Consider the following 18,546-nt stretch of genomic DNA (forward strand, 5'->3'; position numbering starts at 1 on the left):
AGTTACTTAATGCGCTGACCGTTGGCTAGAATTTGACCATCCTCTGTGATCTCCAGATTGGACTTCAGGCTGTCTTCTCCTTCGCCCGGAACCGTCAGTATTCCCATCATCATCCGTGCACCCATGGCGTCAGATTCTGCAATCAGGCCCATTTCGATCAGCTTGTCGATCAACCCATTGGCACCAGAGATTTGAACCTCTGCGCTGCCCGAGGGAGCAGGGATGCCGTCAAAGCTGGTCAAGTCATCGTTGTTGAAGGCAAAGTCGCCGGTGGCAGACAGGCTTGCGCCAGCGGCTGAGATCAGGAAGTTTTTGATGGTGAGGGCGTTTAGCTCAAGGGGCACATCGTTGTCGGATAGTTCCATCATTTTGGCGAAGTTCATGAAGTCCTGGAACACAGTTGTTTGGCCGGTCAGATCGACGTCAATAGTTGCTGGTTCACGAGGCAGAACAGCGGCCGGGTCGAACAGCGACCAGAGCTCCTCGTTTACAGTCAGGTCACCAAGGCTCAAGGCCACTGTGTAGTCCTGCGGGGCCTCAGAAGCCGTCACCGGCATTTTGATATCCATGCCGAGTTGAGCCAGCTTAGCAGACAAATCAAATGGGAATCCGGCTCCGGCTGCCACGTCTATGGAAACATCAGCGACTTTTCCGGTCATTTGGATGGCGTCTTTATTTGCTGAGACACGACCAGTTGACGCTCCGCCCGTCATCGACTGCGACATGACTTCTTCACCATCCAACTGAGCGCTCGTCTGCGTACTGCTTGCACCGTACGTACCGGAATAATCCAGAGAGAGACCCTGCTTCAGCGCGGCCGCCAGATTTGTGATGGACATCCCACCAGTTGGCAGAGCGACCGACACATCGCTTGCCATGTCAGTATATGTAGCTGAGGTGACGGTCTCGATGCCCGATTGATCTTTCATTTGTGCATTATAGTTTAGGCTCGACACTTTGGCTCGATCGGTGATGGTCACCAGATCACCCAAGGTGATCCGGCTGGATCCATTGAGGCCCGATCCCTCACCAGTGAAGGAAAACGCAAAGTCTTCTAGCTCAGGAATATTGTTGGCAGTTAAATTCTGCAGCCCAAACCTGTACGCGTCCATTGCATAAGTGAACGTGATTTCGTCTGGGCTACCAGATGCGATTAGCTCCGCATCGCTATAGTTCAAGACAAACTCAGCGGACATCGTGTCGGTGTCTGGGTTTAACCCGGTGATCACAACTTTGTAGAGGTGATCGCCGTCCATATCCATCGCGACAGTGCCATCTGCGTTGTCGGTATATGACAAGGTCGGATAAAACAGGGCAACGGAAGCGGACCCTTCAGGGAAATCCAGCGAGAAGTTTAGTTTAGCGTCGCTAAACGTGACCTTATTGCCGTCCCGGGTGGTTGTCGCAGTCAGCTCACCACCAACAGTTTCGGCGATCGCTTGATAGCTGTTCCAAAGGTCGTCAGCCGTAATATCAGCTAGAGCAGGTGCGGCGATCAGGGCTGCAAAGCTAACAGACAGCAGGGCCGTAGAAGTCTTGAACGTCATGAAAAACCTTTCAATTCACTTGGTTTGAATGTGTTGGGGGCAATTAAGCTGCTCTGCCGTACAGTTTCAACCATAAGGCGCAAAAAAGGCCGCTACCCAAGGGGAAGCGGCCCAATGTTGTCGATTGAAAAGCGCTTATTTGATGCGCTGACCATTGGCCAGAATTTGGCCATCATCGGTGATTTCCAGCTTGGATTTCAGGGTATCTTCGCCGTCACCTGGTACGGCCAGCATCCCCATCATCATCCGTGCGCCCATGGCGTCGCTGTCGGACATAAGGCCCATTGAAATCAGCTTGTCCATCAGCACATTGGCACCAACAAGTGTCAGGTTGGCGCTGCCAGTTGGGGCAGGCATCCCGTCAAAGCTAGCCAGATCATCGTTGTTAAAGGTAAAATCACCGGTGCCAGACAGTTTGGCGCCAGCAGCCGAGACCAGCAGGTTGTTGACGCTCAGCGCGTTCAACTCGCCAGGTTCTTGGTTGCCACGATCGACGGCTTCCATTGCTGCGGGATCGAACAGATCAAACAGCAGTTTACCCTTGCCGGACAGGTCCAGTTCAACGGTGGCAGGTTCATGCGACAGAACGCCGGTTGGATCCACCATGCCCCACAACATGTCAGGTACGGCAAAATCACGCAGGGTCAGGCCCAGTGCAAAGTCCTGCTCACTATCGGACTTGGCGATTGGCATTGCGAGTTTTGCACCATATTCCGCTAGGCTCAGCGAAACCGGGAAGGGCAGGTCGCTGCTGGTCACGTTGATTGCAGTTGCGAGTTGGGACAGGTCATATGACAGCTGCCCGTTACCCATTGCAACGGCCAGTTTCCCACCATCTGACGAGGTCTCAAGACCGAAGGTATCGCCACCATCAACGCCGGACATAGAGGCGCTGCCGCCGGTATAGGAAAAGGCCCCGTCAAAGGCGAAACCAGAGGCCAGCATCGCAGTGATGTCAGCAAAATCCAATCCCATTGGAATTGAACTTGTTCCCCCAAAACTAACCCCCTGAAGGCTGCCTTTGGCAGATCCGCCATCACTTCCGCCGGGCTCTTTAGCGCCAAAATCATAGTTCAACGACGCGGCCGTCATATTTTGGTCGTAGCTGCGGATATCGCCGATTTTCATATTGGTTTTGGTGACCACATCGGTCAGGGAAATCGTTGCTTTGACCATCCCTTCGGGCATGGCTTCGCCGTCGGCCATCACTTTACCCAGCGCGATCTCAACCAGCGGCGATGCGTAGTCATAGCTCATGTTCTGTGCATCGCCGGACACCAGCATCGGGCTACCGTCATGTGTATAGATCAGTTCACCTGATCCTTCATCTCCGCCACCTTTGAAACTAATGGTGAGTGGGAACTCTTTTGGGAAGAGCACATTGACTGTGCCATCGCCATTTTCGACAAACTGAATTTCGGGCAGGGACATCCCAACCGTTGCGTCTTTATCAGGGATTGGCATGGCCATTGTCACATCAGTGACGGTGAGGGTCCCCCCCGACAGAGATTCTGAACCTCCGACATCATAACCTGTGCCCGAAAGATAGGTTTTCCAATCGTCCCAGACCTCTTGGGCATTTACATCGGCAAATGCTCCCTGAGCGGAAATGACCAAAACAAACGCTGCACCGTAACCACGTGCGAGGAAAACTGACATAAGAGAACCTTTCTTTTTAATCGGTGGGACTATGGTCGGCAGTTGAGTATCCTGCGTCAAGGGGCCAGACATTGGACTGTTCCCCCCTATACATATTACCACGAAATGAAGATGTGATTTGGAGATAAAATTTATGGAATTCAAGGGCAAGACGGTTCTCATTACCGGGGCTAGCCGGGGAATCGGTGCAGAAACCGCACGGATCTTTGCTGCGGCAGGTGCCAATGTGGCCTTGCTGGCAAGGAGCGCGGACAGTCTGAATACGCTTGCGGAAGAGATCGGCGGGAACGCGCTGGCACTGGCCTGTGATGCTGCCGACTACGCAGCGGTCGAGGCGGCGGTGCAGCAGACTGTCGAACATTTTGGCTCGTTAGATGTGCTGATCAACAATGCCGGGGTCCTGAAACCAATGGCTCCACTGGTTGAAGCTGACCCGGACGAATGGGGTTTGGTCTCGGACATCAACATCAAAGGTGTGTTCAACGGCATGCGCGCAGCTGTTCCGCTGATGAAGGCTGCTGGTGGCGGCACGGTTCTGACGGTGAGCTCAGGTGCGGCTCATAACCCGCTTGAAGGCTGGAGTGCCTATTGTACCTCCAAGGCTGGAGCGGCGATGTTGAACAGGGCGCTGGACCTGGAAGAGCGCGGCAATGGCATCCGTGCCATCGGCCTGTCTCCCGGCACGGTTGCCACCGAAATGCAGCGCGAAATCAAGGCGAGTGGCATTAACCGGGTGAGCGAGCTGAACTGGGAAGATCACGCCCCTGTAGAATGGCCGGCCAGGGTGTTGTTATGGATGTGTACGCCGGACGCAGACGAATTCGTTGGCAGCGAAATCTCTTTGCGAGATGATGAGATCCGTAAACGGGTTGGTTTAGAGTGATTGATCTAACGGTCGAAAAATCCGGGCTGTGGATTGTAACGATCAACCGCCCGGACAAGGTCAATGCGCTGACGACGGTGATGCTCGAGCAGTTGTTGGAAATTGCTCACCGCGCCACCGAGGCACGCGGGATGATTTTGACAGGCACAGGCAGGGTGTTTAGTGCTGGTGCCGATCTGGACGAAGCTGCAGCTGGATTGGCCCTGTCCCCCCTATGGGAACAGCTTTCTGCTGCTATTTTAGCACTTCCTTGCCTGACGGTAGCTGCGCTGAACGGGACCCTAGCAGGAGGGGCTAACGGTATGGCATTGGCTTGCGATCTGCGCATTTCGGTGCCCGGTGCCAAGGTGTTCTATCCGGTGATGAAGCTCGGTTACTTGCCGCAACCCTCGGACGTTAAACGGATGGCGGCGCTAATCGGACCATCCCGCACCAAAATGGTATTGGTGGCTGGCCAGAAGATCACTGCGCAAACGGCTTATGAATATGGGCTGATCGATAAAATCGTAGAGCCTGCAATGTTGATGCAAACTGCACGCGATTTGCTGGCAGACAGTTTAGCGGCGAAGCCTGAAATTGCCGAGAAAATTCTGTCGATGTGCAGTGATGCCTAAGTTACTCGTCCGGGTGGGCATAGGTGTGCCTCTTGGCTCACTTCTAACGAAAAATGCGCCGGGCTACGCTTTGGCAAGGAGACGGTGATGGCAGAGCAATTTGATGCAGTGGTGATCGGGACCGGGCCGGCAGGGCTGATGGCTGCCGATGAGTTGGCGCAGGCAGGCCATTCGGTGTTGCTGTGTGAGGCTAAGCCGTCGGTTGCGCGTAAGCTGCTGATGGCTGGTAAATCTGGCTTGAACCTTACCAAAGATGAAGAATTTGACGAGTTGATTCACAATTTCGGTGCGGCTGCAGAGTGGCTGACGCCAATGTTGCGCGAGTTTGACGGTGCAGCTGTGCAGACTTGGGCGCGCAGCCTGGGAATTGAGATATTCACCGGCAGTACAGGGCGTGTATTTCCCAAAGTGATGAAGTCTTCGCCTCTGTTGCGTGCGTGGTTGCTCGAGCTGGATCAGAAAGGTGTGCAACGCCGCACGCGTTGGCGTTGGTCAGGCTGGGATGGTGGAGCCTTAAAGTTTGAGACCCCAGGTGGGTCACAGAATGTCGATGCCAGTGTCACTGTGTTGGCCCTGGGGGGGGCAAGCTGGTCACGGTTGGGTTCGGATGGAGCTTGGACATCGCTTTTGTCGGGCAAGGGTGTTGAATTGGCACCGTTTCAGCCCGCAAATGCGGGACTTCTGGTCAACTGGTCAGATCATATGGCAGCCAGGTTCGGCGCACCGATCAAAGGGGTTTCACTGCAAGCTGGCGTACTCGTCTCGCGGGGAGAAGCGGTGATTTCGCAACGTGGTCTCGAAGGCGGCGGTATCTATTCCATCAGTGCTGGCGTGCGGGAGGGAGCGCCACTGGTGCTGGATCTGCTGCCCGATTTGGAAGAGGACGAGGTCGCGCAGCGGTTGGCGCGACCGCGTGGTAAGGCAAGCTTAGCCAACCATTTGCGCAAAATGTTGAAACTTGATCCAGCCCGCATCGCGCTGTTGCAGGAATTCGGCCGCCCATTACCGCAAGCTCCACAAGAACTGGCCCAGCTGATCAAAGCACTGACCGTGAAACATTCCGGACTGCGCCCTATCGACGAAGCGATTTCAACAGCTGGGGGAGTCGCGCAGACGGCTCTGGACGACGGGTTAATGTTGAAAAAGATCCCCGGAGTATTCTGCGCAGGAGAAATGTTGGACTGGGAAGCCCCAACCGGCGGTTATCTGTTGACGGGATGTTTGGCCACCGGGCGTTGGGCCGGACGCGCTGCGGCCCAATATCTGAGCGAGCCATAGACCCTGACCTGAACCCAACACCTCAAAAGTTAGCCAGTCTGGTGCGCGCCCAGACTGGTTCAGATTAAGCTAAGTTAATCCTTCAGGTGAGCAAAGGCTCGCTTGAAACCCTCACGCTCGCGCATTTCTTTGGCATAGCTGCGCAGGGTTTTGTCGCTGACCGGAAAGTCGGCAACCAGCGCCCAATTCAGGCAATGGGTGGCCACAATATCGGCAATGGTAAAGCTGTCACCCTGCAGGAATGGCCCGGAAAAACGGTCTGCCAGACGGCCAAGATTGCGCTCAAATTCCCATTTTGAACTTGCCGCGATTTCAGGCATCTGATGCTCTTTTGGCAGATACTTCATGTTGTGGCGGGCTGCGGTCCACAGGATCGAGTCGAATTCGTCCAGCAATGTGTGGGTCAAGGCATCCTGATGCGCACGATCAACGGTGCCAGCCGGAGAGGTCAGCTTGCCATGTTTGTCAGCCAGATAGGTGAGCATGGCCGAGGAGTCAGTGATCACTGCGTCACCGTCTACCAGAACTGGGATCTTGCCGGAAGTATTCAGCGCCAGAACCTCGGGGTGGTGTGGCCCAGCCTCGATTAGCTCATAAGGCTCACCAAGTTCTTCCAGCATCCAAAGAACGCGAAAGGCGCGGCTTCTGACTGTTCCGTAGAGTTTGTACATTCTGATCCCCTGATATGTAGAGCGCCACAATGCGAGGTGACGCGCCAAGGTCAAGAGGGATCAACGTACGCGGCCCAGCATAGCCAGCCGAATCAAGGCCCGCTCCATCAACGCCAGTGCCGGGGCTGTTTGTCCGGCTGATCTTAGTTGCAAGTCAGTGTCGGTTAAGAGAGTCAGTGCAGTTTCCAACCGGTCTACGCCCCAGTTTTGGGCCTGGCGCAACACCCGGTCGCGGCGTTTTCCATACAGGGGCGGGCGCAGTCGGCCGATACCCTGCGCAGCTCCACCCGGATGTGAAGCACAGGTATATAGCGTGCGGAAATGCCGTGTGGCGCCGATGCACAGCGTTACCGCATTGGTGCCTTGCGATTGTAGGCGGCGAATCAGAGGACCGATTTCACCACTATGGCCTTCGGCGACGACATTCAGCACATCATCCAATGCAGCTTCGGTGGATTGCGGCGCGACGGCATCGATGTCGTCCAGCGACAGCGGGCTGGTATCTCCATGTTTATAGAGGGATAGTTTTTCTATCATCCGTGAGAAATCACCGGGGCCGATGTCATTGGCAATATCGGTCAGCGCCGACATGCTGTCGCCGGGGACGTCACGAATAGAGGCTGCGCCCAGAATGCGCTCGATTTCGGCACGGGAGGGCGGGTCATCATAGATACCAACTGCGTAGGCGTTGCGGTGACCCTCAAACCCTTTGCGCAGTTTTGACGTCGCTTTTAGCTGGCCGCCAGTAACAATGATTTGTGCATCGCCGGGCTGCCATTCGTCCAGCGCGGCCAGAATGGCGGGGGCAGCCTGATCGTTGGCTTCTTCGACGAACACCGCGCGGATGCCGGGAAAGAAACCTACTGCCTTCACGGCGTCCAACAATTGCGCGGGATCTTTGCGTAAACTCCCTCCTGCCATCCGGGTCAGCCGCATTTCTTCTTCAGCACTGGGGCCAAGTAAGGCCGCCAGCACCTGCTGCCGCTTCAATGCAACTCGCATCGCATCGCCACCGTAGATCAGTACCCCGGTTTTATCCGGGTCAGGTCGGGCAAAGTAGCCCTCGGCGTCACGCGGGCTTAGTTTCATGCGGGTGGGGGCGCAGCCACGGCTGCTGAAAGATCGGCGGTGGAGAGAATGCGGGTGTTGATCTGATCCGCTAAGATCACCATCAGACGCTGATGCGCATCTCTTTCCCCAGCTAAGGTTTCGACCGTCGAACCTGTGGCAGAATAGCCGGTAAAGGCTTCTTCGTCACCGCTGGCAACAACTTTACCATCGGATAGGCGGGTCAGGGTATAGCTGGCCCGTCCAACAATTGAATAGCGCGTGGTCTGGCTGTCTTCGGTAATTGCTTGACCTTCGTCACGGGTGCGCAGGGTCAGATCCAGCTGATAGGCGCCAACATCTGCACGGCCCAGTCGTTGTTCCAGGTTCTGCACCAGCAAGTAGGAATCAACCTCGCTGGTTGAGGGGATGTCTTCTGGCGCCTGGACCGTGATCTGGCCGTATAGCGCATCGCCGGTTCCACCGGGGGCGTGAACCGGGGTGAAACCGCAGGCCGCCAGCGCCAGAGGCGCCAGCAGCGTTAGCAGAGCTCTGCGATCAAGCAACGACATTTACGATACGTCCGGGCACCACAATCACCTTCTTTGGGGCGGCGCCATTCAACGCCTTTTGTACAGCTTCTGTTGCTAGAGCGACTTTTTCAACCTCAGCCTTGTCCATGTCCTTGGGTACGCTGATTTCTGCGCGCCGCTTGCCATTGATCTGGATTGGCATCGTGACGGTGTCGTCAATCAACATTGCCGGATCGGCCACAGGCCATGGTGCGACGGTGATCAAACCTTCGCCGCCCTGATGGGCCCAGATATCTTCAGAAAGGTGCGGTGTCATAGGTGACATCAGCTGGGCTAGCGTCATGATCGCTTGCTTTTGCGCTGCAGCGCCGGCCTTGGATTTGGCCAACAAGTTAGTGAAGCCATAAAGCTTGGCAATAGCGGCGTTGAAGCCAAAACTATCGATGCCGTTGGTTACATCGTCGACTGCTTTGTGCGTTGCCCGCAACAAGGCTTCGTCGCCATCACCCTTAGCTGCAGGATCCATTTCGCCGATTTTGTCGCACAGATTCCAGACCCGGTTCAGGTGTTTGAACGAGGCTTCGGCGCCCGAGGCAGTCCATTCCACATCACGCTCCGGAGGAGAATCGGACAACATGAACCAACGAGCAGTATCTGCGCCGTAAGATGAGATGATCGACAGTGGGTCGACGACGTTGTTCTTGGACTTCGACATCTTGGCTGAAGGAATCACCTGAGCTTCGGTGCCAGTATCCTTCAGGAAGGCTTTGCCTTCGCGCAGGTCAATGTTTTCGGGATAGTGGTACTTGGGCCGACCATTGTCGCCTTCTGTCTGATAAATCGCGTGGGTCACCATACCTTGTGTAAACAAAGCATCAAACGGTTCCTTGGCGCTTTCGGGCAGGTGGCCTGTGATCTGCATCGCGCGGGCAAAGAATCGTGAATACAATAGGTGCAGAATCGCGTGCTCAATCCCGCCAATGTACTGATCGACGTTCATCCAGTACTCGGCTTCGGCCAAATCGGTCGGCGTTTCAGCATTAGGGGCGGTGAAACGCGCGAAATACCAGGACGAATCAACAAAGGTATCCATGGTGTCGGTTTCGCGCTTGGCAGGTTCACCACAGGACGGGCAGGCGCAGTCACGCCAGGTTGGGTGCCAGTTCAGCGGGTTGCCGGGCTTGTCAAAGGTGACATCATCGGGCAGCTCAATCGGCAGATTATCTTTCTTTTCTGGAACGACGCCGCAGGCCTCGCAATGGACCACGGGAATCGGGCAGCCCCAGAACCGCTGCCGGGACAGGCCCCAGTCACGTAGCCGGTATTTGGTAACGCCTGTGCCCCAGCCAGCCTTTTCGGCAAAATCGACGGTGGTATTAACCGCATCCTCGCCTGTGGCCTCGGTCAGTCCGGCAAAGTGATCAACCCAGCGTACCTTTTCAGATTTGGCAGGCACAAAAGCTTCGGTTCCGACCGGTGTGTCGTTGTCGAGGGCAAAGAAGGTGTCGATTACTGGCAAGTCGTATTTGCGACAGAAATCAAGGTCGCGTTGATCATGGGCTGGGCAGGCAAAGATCGCGCCGGTGCCATATTCCATCAGGATAAAGTTGGCGATCCAAACTGGCAGCTCGGCACCGGTCAATGGGTGCTTGACCTTGATGCCGGTATCATACCCTAGCTTAGGTGCAGTCTCGATGGCTTCCTCAGTGGTGCCGCCTTTGCGGCACTCAGCTAGGAAATCAGCCATTTCTGGCCTGTCAGCCTCTAGCTGCTTGGCAATTGTGTGGTCTGGGGAGATGCCTACAAAGGACGCTCCGTTCAGTGTGTCTGGGCGGGTCGTATAAACCTCGATCGGCTCGCCGCCGTCTGTGCGCTCGAATGAGAACTGCAAACCGCGAGATTTGCCGATCCAGTTTTCCTGCATCAATCGCACCTTGGCAGGCCAGTTGTCCAAACCGTCCAGCGCAGTTAGCAACTCGTCTGAAAAATCTGAGATCTTAAAGAACCACTGGGTCAGCTCGCGCCGCTCTACCAGTGCGCCCGAACGCCAGCCGCGGCCAGCCTCGACCTGTTCGTTGGCTAGAACGGTCAAATCAACCGGATCCCAGTTCACTACGGCGTTTTTGCGGTAGACCAGACCTTTTTCAAGGAAATCAAGGAATAAGGCCTGCTGCTGGCCGTAATATTCCGGGTCGCAGGTGGCAAATTCGCGGGACCAGTCAATTGAAAGGCCCAGTGGCTTCATCTGGCCACGCATGTCGGCAATGTTGTTATAAGTCCACTCTTTCGGATGGCCGCCAATTGCGATGGCAGCGTTTTCCGCAGGCAATCCAAAAGCATCCCAACCCATCGGATGCAGCACGTTATGGCCGGTCGCCATTTTGTATCGCGCCACCACATCGCCCATTGTGTAGTTGCGCACATGGCCCATGTGAATGCGGCCAGACGGGTAGGGGAACATCTCCAGCACATAGTACTTCGGCTTATCAGCCGTGCGCATGGCCTGAAAGATTCCGGCCTTTTCCCAGGCCGCTTGCCATTTTGCTTCGATTTCGGAGGCTTCGTAACGCGACATCAGTGCGGTCCTTTGAATAAAAACGCCGGGTGCAAGACCCGGCGCTGTAATACTGAGATTTCTGGTCATATTCCAGAGCGCAGCGGATCAGAACTTCTTGTCTGCAATCCGCAGCTGACGCGCCCGCGACAATATGGCATCCTCCACCGCACGGGTTGTGCTGGCGCTAACGGGGCCGCCCTTGCTGTGCAGTGAAACATTTAAGGACCGCGCATCCAGTGCAGGATCTTTAATATGGACCGTTGCACGGTAGGATCGGCCGCCACCCGGAGGAGTGCCAAACCCTGTGATGATCACCCCGGTAAAGGGATCGACTGACTGCACCGGCAAGAAGTCCAGTACGTCTAGCGACGCGTTCCAGAGATAGCGATTCACCTGTACGGTTTGTTCAGAGTCGTTTGGCCCAAGGATGTCCCAAAGGGTGGAACCTTCGTGATATTCCGGATCTTGTGGATTGCCGCCAACGACATTGTCACTATAGGTCGAGGCATCATCCTTGCCTTTACCGTTGAACATGCCACAGCTGCTGATCGCAGTCAGTAGTGAGAATAGTCCAATAACCTTGAGCCAGCGCATATTAGGCAGTTCCGTTTCTAGATTGGTTGCGCAGTAGTCCTAGCCAAGGCGTGGCGCTGCAACAAGCCTATTCTTTCAAGAGCCTCACATATGTATAGGGCGCAAACCCGTCGAAGCGTTAACATACTGTGACATCCTTGCACCAACTCTAGCGTGATTAGAATGGCAGATTAGCAGACCCTTGCACCGAGACCCCAAAAAGAGCGAAACGAGGACCGTACTCAGACTTGTTCCGTTTGGTTCTTGTTTGAATAGAAATCTAAACCCGAGGGAAAAAGATTATGAAAAAGATTCTCTTCGCATCAACTGCGCTGATCGCAACCGCAGGCATGGCTGCTGCAGACATCAACTTCAGCGGTTACGGCCGTTTTGGTATTGGCTATCTTGAAAACCGTGGCGCTGCTGCAACTGCAACTACTAACGGTGTTTCCGACACAGTTATCGTAAGCCGTTTCCGCGTCAGCATCGATGGCGATGCAACCACTGACGGCGGCGTACGCTTCTCGGCTCGTGTTCGTATCCAGGCTGACGAAACTGCTGCCAATGGTAACGCCGGCGCAGCTGGTCTGAACGCTGCTCGTTTCTCGGTTGAGTACGAAGGTCTGCGCGTTGACGTAGGTAACGTTGCTGGCGCGATCGACAACCTGCCAGGCTACTACGGCTACGAAACTGGTCTGGAAGGCATGCAGACTCAGTACTCCGGTGCTGACTATGGCTTCACTGGTTATTCCTCAACTGGCGGCACACATAACGGCGTTTACGCTCGTTACGCAGTTGGTGACTTTGCGGTTGCTGCGTCCTACGACCAAGCGACTGGTGGCTCGGCTACAGCTACCAATGGCGACCGTTGGGACATCCACGGTGCTTACACATTTGGCAACATCACAGCTGCTCTGGCCTATGGTGAAACAGATACAACTGTTTCGCAGGACATGACTGTCTTCACTCTGGGCGGTACTTGGGGCGCATTCGGCGGTACACTGTTCGTCGGTGACGAAACTGTGAACAACGCTGCTGGTGCATATGACGCAAGTGTTTCCGACACTTTCTACGGTCTGTCGGCTACTTATGACATCTCCTCGGCAACAACCATTGGCTTCGCCTACGGTGACGGTTCGGGTACAGGCGACACACAGAACGTTGGTATCGGTGTTAAGCACGACCTGGGCGGCGGCGTATCCCTGCGCGGCGGTGTTGGTAACGCTAAGACTTCTGGCGTTTCGACAACACGTGCCGACTTCGGTGCTCAGTTCAACTTCTAAGTTGACCTGAACCACTCGGTTCTTAGGGCGGTCTCATCAGAGGCCGCCCTTTTCTTTTGCCTTGAAACAGTGTTTCTCTGCCTCAAACAGATATGAGGGCCGAAATGTCACTGGAAGAAATCAAAACCCGCATCGCCAAAGCTGAAATTGCCGCTGGACGTGAACCGGGTGCGGTGACGCTGATTGCGGTTTCTAAAGTGCAGCCAAATGAGCGGGTTGCGGTAGTGCTTGAACAGGGTCAACGTTGTTTTGGCGAAAATCGAGTGCAAGAGGCGTCGGGGAAATGGCCTGACTTCATGCAGCAATATGATGGTGTTGATTTGCATCTGATCGGCCCGCTTCAAACCAACAAGGCCCGTCAGGCGATGGAGCTATGCCACGCCATACATTCCGTCGACCGTCCAAAACTTGCTAAAACGCTGGCGCGGTTGGCACAGGAGCTGGGTCAGTGTCCGGATTTGTTCATTCAGGTGAATACTGGTGAAGAAGAGCAGAAGGCAGGAGTGATGCCCGGGCAAGCGGATGATTTTATTGCGGAATGCCGTGCACTGGACCTTCCGGTGAAAGGTCTGATGTGTATTCCGCCAGCCGAGGAAGAGCCGTCCCTGCATTTTGCCCTGCTTGCCAAAATTGCTGCGCGAAATGGTCTGAAGGGCTTGTCGATGGGGATGAGCAGCGACTTTGAGACAGCGATTGCTCAAGGGGCGACTCATGTTCGGGTTGGATCTGCCATTTTTGGGACCCGCGGCTAGGCGTTAAGCGAGGGACGGCACTATCACACGTGTGCCGGGCTGGATCCGTGCGGCTAACCAGTGCAAATCAGTTCGGCTAAATGCGATGCAGCCTTCCGTCGGATACCCCGGGCGGCGCCACTGGTGGATGAAGATTGCCGAGCCAAGGCCGGGTTGTGCATTTGGCCAATTCCAATCCATGATCAATACCAGATCATAGAGTGGATCACTGCGTCGCAGAGTTTCGTGGCTGAAGGCATAGGGGGCACGAACCTGCGTGTTGTAGGCGCTGTCACCCTGATCATCAGACCATAGATCGTTTGGGCCAATTGGTTTTGCCCAGTGCGCGGGGCGGGGGATGCGATCAGGTCGATACAGCATTCCAACGATCTGATGTTGCCCAACAGGTGTGGCACCGTCGCCTTCGCGTTTGGTAGACGTTATTCCACCTTTGCCGATAGAACACGGCAACACGCGTCCCGAAAATCGTACGCCACGTGGGGTCAAAATCAGATCAAAAGGCGTCACAGCATGTGCCCGGATTTTGCCGCTTTGGTCGCCAGATAGTCGCGATTAAATGTGTTCTCACCGACTTGCAGCGGCACTCGTTGGGTCACTTTGATGCCTGTATGCTCCATCATGGCGATCTTTTTGGGATTGTTGGTCAGCAACCGCACCTGATCAAATCCCAGTTTCCGCAGGATCGCCGAACCAAGCCGAAAGTCACGTTCATCATCTTCAAAACCCAGCCGGTGATTGGCCTCAACTGTGTCAAAGCCCTGATCTTGCAAGGAATAAGCGCGCATCTTGTTGGCAAGGCCAATACCACGGCCTTCCTGGTTCAGGTACAACAGAACGCCAGAACCCTCGGCTCCCATCTGCATGAGCGCAGCCTGAAGTTGCGGGCCGCAATCACATTTCAGCGACCCAAGTACATCGCCGGTAAAGCAGGCAGAATGCAATCGTGCCAGCACAGGTTGGCTCCGGTCTGGTCGGCCAATTTCGATAGCGTAATGCTCTTCTCCGCCATCTTCGGGACGGAAAACATGCAACCTCCCGGCTCCAGCGGCTTGGACTGGCAGGCGCGCGGCGGCAACTGGATGGAGTGGTGAGCTTTCACTGAGCAACGGTTCAGCCGCGGAATGGTTGATCAGGGTCAGTCCATTCTGGCCGGCGAAGTCCTTGGCGTTTTCCAGTGGCACCAGCAGTGCAGAGGGCAGTAACCGGGCGGATTTAACCAAAGCAATTGCCAGCCGGTGCAGCTCGGCGTTACCCGTTCGCAGACTATTGAAGGGGCCTTTCATCGGGGTGCTCAGGTCATCTGCCGGATCCGCAAGCGCTTGAACCCAGGCACGGTCCGCACTGTCAGGCAGTGTGATCCGGGTGATATCTCCATCGTAGACTTGGGCTTTCAGTGTTTCGGCACGGCGCGCAGTCAGCGCCAGAGAAACTGTTCCCATAGCGCGCAGATCTGTCAGCCGCTCAGCCGTTAGGCTTTCCGCTGCGATGGCTAGCGCGGCTATGCCGTCACCTGACAACACCACTGGCAACCCCATGCGAAGATCTACCCGAGCCCGGGCAAGCAACTCGATCAAAGTGGGCATTAAACTCATCAGCGGTGTCTCGGTCTGTCGTGAAATATAAACATGCTTTACCTATGCTCAATGACAAGGAAAGTGAAACAATTCCCGCGCAGGGGACACGTGCGCGTGAGAGGGTTGCAGCAAATCTTGTCGTTTGGGCAGGCTGTGATCATGTGTGGTCAACAGGACAGGAGGGTTCCCCATGGCACAACTCAAAAAGATATTGCTGGTTGATGATGATGAAGATCTGCGCGAGGCGCTGAGCGAACAGCTGGTGATGACAGAAGATTTCGACGTGTTCGAGGCGGACAATGGGCAGAGTGCGATGGAGCGCGCCAAGGAGGCCCTCTATGATCTGATCATTCTAGACGTTGGCTTGCCGGATACCGATGGCCGCGAACTGTGTCGCCTTATGCGTAAGCAGGGCGTCAAAGCTCCAATCTTGATGCTGACTGGTCATGATAGCGATGCTGACACCATTCTGGGTCTGGATGCCGGTGCCAATGATTATGTGTCGAAACCCTTCAAATTCCCGGTTCTACTGGCCCGTATCCGGGCGCAGTTGCGCCAACACGAGCAGTCGGAAGACGCTGTTTTCACCTTGGGCCCCTATACGTTCAAGCCTTCGATGAAGTTGTTGATGACTGACGATGACCGTAAAATCCGGTTGACTGAAAAAGAGACTAATATCCTCAAATTCCTGTATCGCTCGAACGAAGGCGTGGTCGCCCGCGAGGTGCTGTTGCACGAAGTCTGGGGCTATAACGCCGGCGTTACCACCCATACGCTGGAAACCCATATTTACCGGTTGCGCCAGAAAATTGAGCCGGACCCGTCAAATGCGCGGTTGTTGGTGACAGAATCAGGCGGATATCGGCTGGTTGCCTGACAAAAATTGGGCCCGGGTGTTTAAAAAGGCAAATGTAGACATACTTATTAACCAACAGACCCCGCGCATATCCGGGTTATGATATGCACCTCCCTGTTGGACTTGGCCGGGCTTCGCGCCCGGCCTTTTTTTGTTTTCGCCTCAGCGCTGTAGAACGCGCAGGCGACTTTCAAATTCGCCTCGATCTACATAGCAGCCGTGTAGGTGGCGAAATCCGGTTTGAGGGTCAAAGGCTTCACGACCGTGCAGCATGCGACGGTTGTCAAATACCACCATTTCACCTGCTTTCAGTTTGAGTGTGACAAGATAGGCGGGGTCCCGCGTCATGATCATGAATTGACGATAGGCGCGATAAAACCGAACCATCAATGTGGGATCTAAGTCTAACACATCTGCGATATGTGCATTAAAGCAGATTTCGATTACCTGACCGCCTTCATCCAGATTGATAACTTTTTTACGGCTTCGAATGTCAGTATTTTCATCGTGAAACCGAAACGGGATCGAAATGGTTGAAAGTAAGTCAAAAGCCTCGGGGTCGGACAGACGCAGGTCTTCAGCGATGGCGTACCCGTCACAAAACAGCGAACCACCGCCCTCGGCCTCATTGGCCATGCAGTGCAAAAACTGAAAACCTGGCGGCAGCTCCTGGTTGGTTAGATCAGTGTGCAGCGGCAGTGCAACAGATGTGTAGGCAAGATTGTTGGGATTGGGCTTGGATTGCACCTCAAATGTGCGACCAAAGTTGGTTTCCCGTAAGAATCCGATGCGCCGCGCGACGTCCATGCCTGCTTGGGTATTGTTGGCTAGGCCTTCGACAATTGAAAACCCAAACGTCTGGGTGCTGACCAACCAGTTTTTTAGGGCTAGGTCAGAATTGAGAACATCATCGGAGACAACGCGTGGAACTCCAGCAGCGCCAAGTTCCTGCCGCCAATAAGTAAAGCCTGTATGCGCGGGGTCTACCGCACGCTGGCCCGGACTACGGCTACGCAACCAGTCACAATCAAAAGTGCTGATTGTGTCATCGCCAGACCACCAGATCGTCAGAATTTTTCCGTCAGTTTCAATTTTGGTGGCGAGGACATCAAGCGAAAGGGAGGTCAAATCACCAGTGCGCTCTTTGGTTTGTGGGTGGAATGCTGCCGGGTCATTGTCCCGCAACCAGATATACGGGAAATCGGAGCTGGTGCCGTCCTGCCAGTCAACGTGGACCATAGCGGTATCGTGACGCAAAGATGCGTTGTTCATTTGGATATCTCCAAAGGGAATGTGTTTAGGGAATCAGGATTAGGGCCTCAGCCCTGCTGTGCAGGCTGTGGCGGCGGCCACCAATCAAAGGCCTTTTTATAAGGGTGTCCGGGGCGGCGCCCCAACACAGCAGGCACGTGTGAATTCCGATTCAACTCATTCAGAGACAAATCCACTTGAACAGGAAATTGAAAAATCGCAAGGAAATTTCACGAGAGTCGCAAAATACGTTAAGGGGTAAATTGAGGCTGGTATCGCGCTGTCTGAGTGGGCAGGGTGCGCTTGGCAACAAAAGGAAGCGCGATGCTACAGAAATTCTGTCAGGTGATTTGGTCCGGTTTGTTGAGCTTCGGGCTGGTTTCGACAGCGACGGCCCAATCCCAAGCTGAGATGGCTGCATACCAGATGGCAGAGCAGAAAATTGCAGAGAATGCCGCTTCGGGTTACCCAAAACTGGAACTGTGGGACGTAAAAGACCTGCAGTATTTGCCACCGTCGCTGGCTAACTCAAAACACCTGCGGGAAATTGTTTTGGGGTCGCAATATTGTACACCCGGTAGAATTTCTTGTGATCGTGAAGGGCCTGCGCTCAACGATATTTCTGTTCTGGCTCAGCTGCCAAACCTGAAGGTGCTGGGCCTGGGTTCTGTTGCCGTTCTGGACAAAGATCTGATTGCAAGCCTGACGGGGCTGCGCGTTCTGTCCTTGGCCAATACCTCGGTCAAAGACTTGTCCTTTTTGTCAGAAATGACGCAACTACAAGAGCTGAACCTGCGGTTTAATCCGGTTTCGGACCTGTCGCCACCTGCCGGGCTGACGGGCCTAAGCAAGCTTGGGCTCAACAATACTCAAGTCTCTGATATATCACCGCTTTCGGAAATGAAGGGCTAATTAAAATCAGCTTTGATGAAACCATGGTATCTGACTTGTCACCGCTGGCCGATATGGCAGAGCTGCAAATCCTTACTCTGGGCAACACGGCGATCGATTCGATCATTCCCTTCAAAAAAACACCTCGCTTGAGTACCTGGGACTGCAAAATACCAACGTTGTCTGGTTGAAGCCGATTGCGAATTTGACCGCTCTTACCCGGTTGGATATCTCCAATACCCGAGTGTCTGAGATCCCGTGGTTAAGTTCTCTGGTGAATTTGAAGCGTTTGAATATGCAGGGAACAGCGGTTTCAGATCTCACACCGCTTGTAGGGCTACCCGCATTGGCAATTGTAGGTGCCAACAACGGCATCAAGCCCTTACAACCCGGTCCAGTGGCCAAATTGCGTGAGCAAGGCGGGCGAGTCATAGATGACTAGTTGCAGTTGGGCTGGTTAGCCTCGGTGCCAATCACCTGATAATCAATGTTGGGTGTTCCTGTTTTGTGCAAATTGGGATAGGAACAAAGTCAGCATCATCACGCAGCCCGGCTGCTTAAGAATTTAGAACAGGAA

General features: G+C 54.6%; 18 protein-coding genes. 8 read left to right on the forward strand and 10 right to left on the reverse strand.

The genetic code is table 11. The annotated features are described in order from the left end of the window. Window positions 1-2 precede the first annotated feature (2 nt). Window positions 3-1,547, reverse strand: coding sequence for a DUF2125 domain-containing protein (locus tag FEE96_RS09990; protein WP_138162888.1), 1,545 nt, complete (start codon window positions 1,545-1,547; stop codon window positions 3-5). A 135-nt stretch (window positions 1,548-1,682) separates the two neighbouring features. Next, window positions 1,683-3,278 carry a DUF2125 domain-containing protein gene (locus tag FEE96_RS09995; protein ID WP_342770966.1) on the reverse strand — a complete coding sequence of 532 codons (1,596 nt, stop codon included), beginning with the start codon at window positions 3,276-3,278 and terminating at the stop codon, window positions 1,683-1,685. 61 nt (window positions 3,279-3,339) lie between these two features. On the opposite strand from FEE96_RS09995, the gene FEE96_RS10000 reads away from it, so the two are divergent. From FEE96_RS10000 to FEE96_RS10010, 3 genes are all read left to right on the forward strand, one after another. Beyond that, window positions 3,340-4,089: an SDR family oxidoreductase gene (locus tag FEE96_RS10000; RefSeq protein ID WP_138162889.1), complete on the forward strand. Its 750-nt coding sequence runs from the start codon at window positions 3,340-3,342 to the stop codon at window positions 4,087-4,089. Next, on the forward strand, window positions 4,086-4,703 hold the full coding sequence (locus FEE96_RS10005; RefSeq protein ID WP_138162890.1) for an enoyl-CoA hydratase/isomerase family protein: 618 nt from the start codon (window positions 4,086-4,088) through the stop codon (window positions 4,701-4,703). The genes FEE96_RS10000 and FEE96_RS10005 overlap by 4 nt, the downstream gene beginning before the upstream one ends. An 87-nt stretch (window positions 4,704-4,790) precedes the next feature. Continuing rightward, entirely contained in the window at window positions 4,791-5,981 is a 1,191-nt protein-coding gene (locus FEE96_RS10010; RefSeq protein WP_138162891.1) for a TIGR03862 family flavoprotein, read from the forward strand. Window positions 5,982-6,055: 74 nt separating this feature from the next. Here FEE96_RS10010 and FEE96_RS10015 read toward each other — a convergent pair whose 3' ends face one another. The 5 genes from FEE96_RS10015 to FEE96_RS10035 all read right to left on the reverse strand — a co-directional run bounded on the left by FEE96_RS10015 (window position 6,056) and on the right by FEE96_RS10035 (window position 11,383). After that, a complete protein-coding gene (locus tag FEE96_RS10015; protein WP_138162892.1) occupies window positions 6,056-6,652 on the reverse strand; it encodes a glutathione S-transferase family protein in 597 nt (198 codons plus the stop codon). Between the two features lie 60 nt (window positions 6,653-6,712). Beyond that, on the reverse strand, window positions 6,713-7,741 hold the full coding sequence (gene holA, locus FEE96_RS10020; protein ID WP_138162893.1) for a DNA polymerase III subunit delta: 1,029 nt from the start codon (window positions 7,739-7,741) through the stop codon (window positions 6,713-6,715). Further along, window positions 7,738-8,271: an LPS assembly lipoprotein LptE gene (lptE, locus tag FEE96_RS10025; RefSeq protein WP_138162894.1), complete on the reverse strand. Its 534-nt coding sequence runs from the start codon at window positions 8,269-8,271 to the stop codon at window positions 7,738-7,740. The genes holA and lptE overlap by 4 nt, the downstream gene beginning before the upstream one ends. Further along, the gene (leuS, locus tag FEE96_RS10030) at window positions 8,258-10,807 is read right to left on the reverse strand and encodes a leucine--tRNA ligase (protein ID WP_138162895.1); all 2,550 of its coding nucleotides are present in this window, start codon (window positions 10,805-10,807) and stop codon (window positions 8,258-8,260) included. The genes lptE and leuS overlap by 14 nt, the downstream gene beginning before the upstream one ends. An 87-nt stretch (window positions 10,808-10,894) precedes the next feature. Further along, entirely contained in the window at window positions 10,895-11,383 is a 489-nt protein-coding gene (locus tag FEE96_RS10035; protein ID WP_138162896.1) for a DUF3576 domain-containing protein, read from the reverse strand. A 281-nt stretch (window positions 11,384-11,664) separates the two neighbouring features. Here FEE96_RS10035 and FEE96_RS10040 point away from each other — a divergent pair, with 281 nt between their 5' ends. Further along, window positions 11,665-12,645, forward strand: coding sequence for a porin (locus tag FEE96_RS10040; protein ID WP_138162897.1), 981 nt, complete (start codon window positions 11,665-11,667; stop codon window positions 12,643-12,645). A gap of 104 nt (window positions 12,646-12,749) precedes the next feature. Beyond that, on the forward strand, window positions 12,750-13,397 hold the full coding sequence (locus tag FEE96_RS10045; RefSeq protein WP_138162898.1) for a YggS family pyridoxal phosphate-dependent enzyme: 648 nt from the start codon (window positions 12,750-12,752) through the stop codon (window positions 13,395-13,397). Window positions 13,398-13,400: 3 nt separating this feature from the next. On the opposite strand, the gene FEE96_RS10050 is transcribed toward FEE96_RS10045, so the two are convergent. Together FEE96_RS10050 and ribA are read right to left on the reverse strand one after the other, a co-directional pair. Next, complete coding sequence (locus tag FEE96_RS10050; protein ID WP_171021666.1) at window positions 13,401-13,904, reverse strand: L,D-transpeptidase family protein; 504 nt, start codon at window positions 13,902-13,904, stop codon at window positions 13,401-13,403. Beyond that, window positions 13,901-14,989 (reverse strand): GTP cyclohydrolase II, encoded by a 1,089-nt coding sequence (ribA, locus tag FEE96_RS10055; RefSeq protein ID WP_138162899.1) that lies wholly within the window; start codon window positions 14,987-14,989, stop codon window positions 13,901-13,903. The genes FEE96_RS10050 and ribA overlap by 4 nt, the downstream gene beginning before the upstream one ends. A 172-nt stretch (window positions 14,990-15,161) precedes the next feature. On the opposite strand from ribA, the gene FEE96_RS10060 reads away from it, so the two are divergent. Continuing rightward, window positions 15,162-15,848, forward strand: a complete 687-nt coding sequence (locus tag FEE96_RS10060) for a response regulator transcription factor (protein WP_138162900.1) — start codon at window positions 15,162-15,164, stop codon at window positions 15,846-15,848. Between the two features lie 141 nt (window positions 15,849-15,989). Here FEE96_RS10060 and FEE96_RS10065 read toward each other — a convergent pair whose 3' ends face one another. Next, on the reverse strand, window positions 15,990-17,099 hold the full coding sequence (locus FEE96_RS10065; RefSeq protein WP_138162901.1) for a TauD/TfdA family dioxygenase: 1,110 nt from the start codon (window positions 17,097-17,099) through the stop codon (window positions 15,990-15,992). 303 nt (window positions 17,100-17,402) lie between these two features. Between FEE96_RS10065 and FEE96_RS10070 the strand changes: the two genes are divergently transcribed. Both FEE96_RS10070 and FEE96_RS10075 read left to right on the forward strand, forming a co-directional pair. Next, window positions 17,403-17,990 carry a leucine-rich repeat domain-containing protein gene (locus FEE96_RS10070; protein WP_138162902.1) on the forward strand — a complete coding sequence of 196 codons (588 nt, stop codon included), beginning with the start codon at window positions 17,403-17,405 and terminating at the stop codon, window positions 17,988-17,990. 184 nt (window positions 17,991-18,174) lie between these two features. Next, a complete protein-coding gene (locus FEE96_RS10075; protein ID WP_171021667.1) occupies window positions 18,175-18,411 on the forward strand; it encodes a leucine-rich repeat domain-containing protein in 237 nt (78 codons plus the stop codon). Window positions 18,412-18,546 lie beyond the last annotated feature (135 nt).

Origin of the sequence: Parasedimentitalea maritima, assembly GCF_005771405.1 — a bacterium.
Classification (GTDB): Bacteria; Pseudomonadota; Alphaproteobacteria; order Rhodobacterales; family Rhodobacteraceae; genus Parasedimentitalea; species Parasedimentitalea maritima.

What these genes read in the sequence shown, in the direction of transcription:
- FEE96_RS09990 (WP_138162888.1), bottom strand. Translation starts at nt 1,547, where the DNA reads ATGACGTTCAAGACTTCTACGGCCCTGCTGTCTGTTAGCTTTGCAGCC.
- FEE96_RS09995 (WP_342770966.1), bottom strand. Translation starts at nt 3,278, where the DNA reads ATGTCTGGCCCCTTGACGCAGGATACTCAACTGCCGACCATAGTCCCA.
- FEE96_RS10000 (WP_138162889.1), top strand. Translation starts at nt 3,340, where the DNA reads ATGGAATTCAAGGGCAAGACGGTTCTCATTACCGGGGCTAGCCGGGGA.
- FEE96_RS10010 (WP_138162891.1), top strand. Translation starts at nt 4,791, where the DNA reads ATGGCAGAGCAATTTGATGCAGTGGTGATCGGGACCGGGCCGGCAGGG.
- FEE96_RS10015 (WP_138162892.1), bottom strand. Translation starts at nt 6,652, where the DNA reads ATGTACAAACTCTACGGAACAGTCAGAAGCCGCGCCTTTCGCGTTCTT.
- holA (WP_138162893.1), bottom strand. Translation starts at nt 7,741, where the DNA reads ATGAAACTAAGCCCGCGTGACGCCGAGGGCTACTTTGCCCGACCTGAC.
- lptE (WP_138162894.1), bottom strand. Translation starts at nt 8,271, where the DNA reads ATGTCGTTGCTTGATCGCAGAGCTCTGCTAACGCTGCTGGCGCCTCTG.
- leuS (WP_138162895.1), bottom strand. Translation starts at nt 10,807, where the DNA reads ATGTCGCGTTACGAAGCCTCCGAAATCGAAGCAAAATGGCAAGCGGCC.
- FEE96_RS10035 (WP_138162896.1), bottom strand. Translation starts at nt 11,383, where the DNA reads ATGCGCTGGCTCAAGGTTATTGGACTATTCTCACTACTGACTGCGATC.
- FEE96_RS10040 (WP_138162897.1), top strand. Translation starts at nt 11,665, where the DNA reads ATGAAAAAGATTCTCTTCGCATCAACTGCGCTGATCGCAACCGCAGGC.
- FEE96_RS10045 (WP_138162898.1), top strand. Translation starts at nt 12,750, where the DNA reads ATGTCACTGGAAGAAATCAAAACCCGCATCGCCAAAGCTGAAATTGCC.
- ribA (WP_138162899.1), bottom strand. Translation starts at nt 14,989, where the DNA reads ATGAGTTTAATGCCCACTTTGATCGAGTTGCTTGCCCGGGCTCGGGTA.
- FEE96_RS10060 (WP_138162900.1), top strand. Translation starts at nt 15,162, where the DNA reads ATGGCACAACTCAAAAAGATATTGCTGGTTGATGATGATGAAGATCTG.
- FEE96_RS10065 (WP_138162901.1), bottom strand. Translation starts at nt 17,099, where the DNA reads ATGAACAACGCATCTTTGCGTCACGATACCGCTATGGTCCACGTTGAC.
- FEE96_RS10070 (WP_138162902.1), top strand. Translation starts at nt 17,403, where the DNA reads ATGCTACAGAAATTCTGTCAGGTGATTTGGTCCGGTTTGTTGAGCTTC.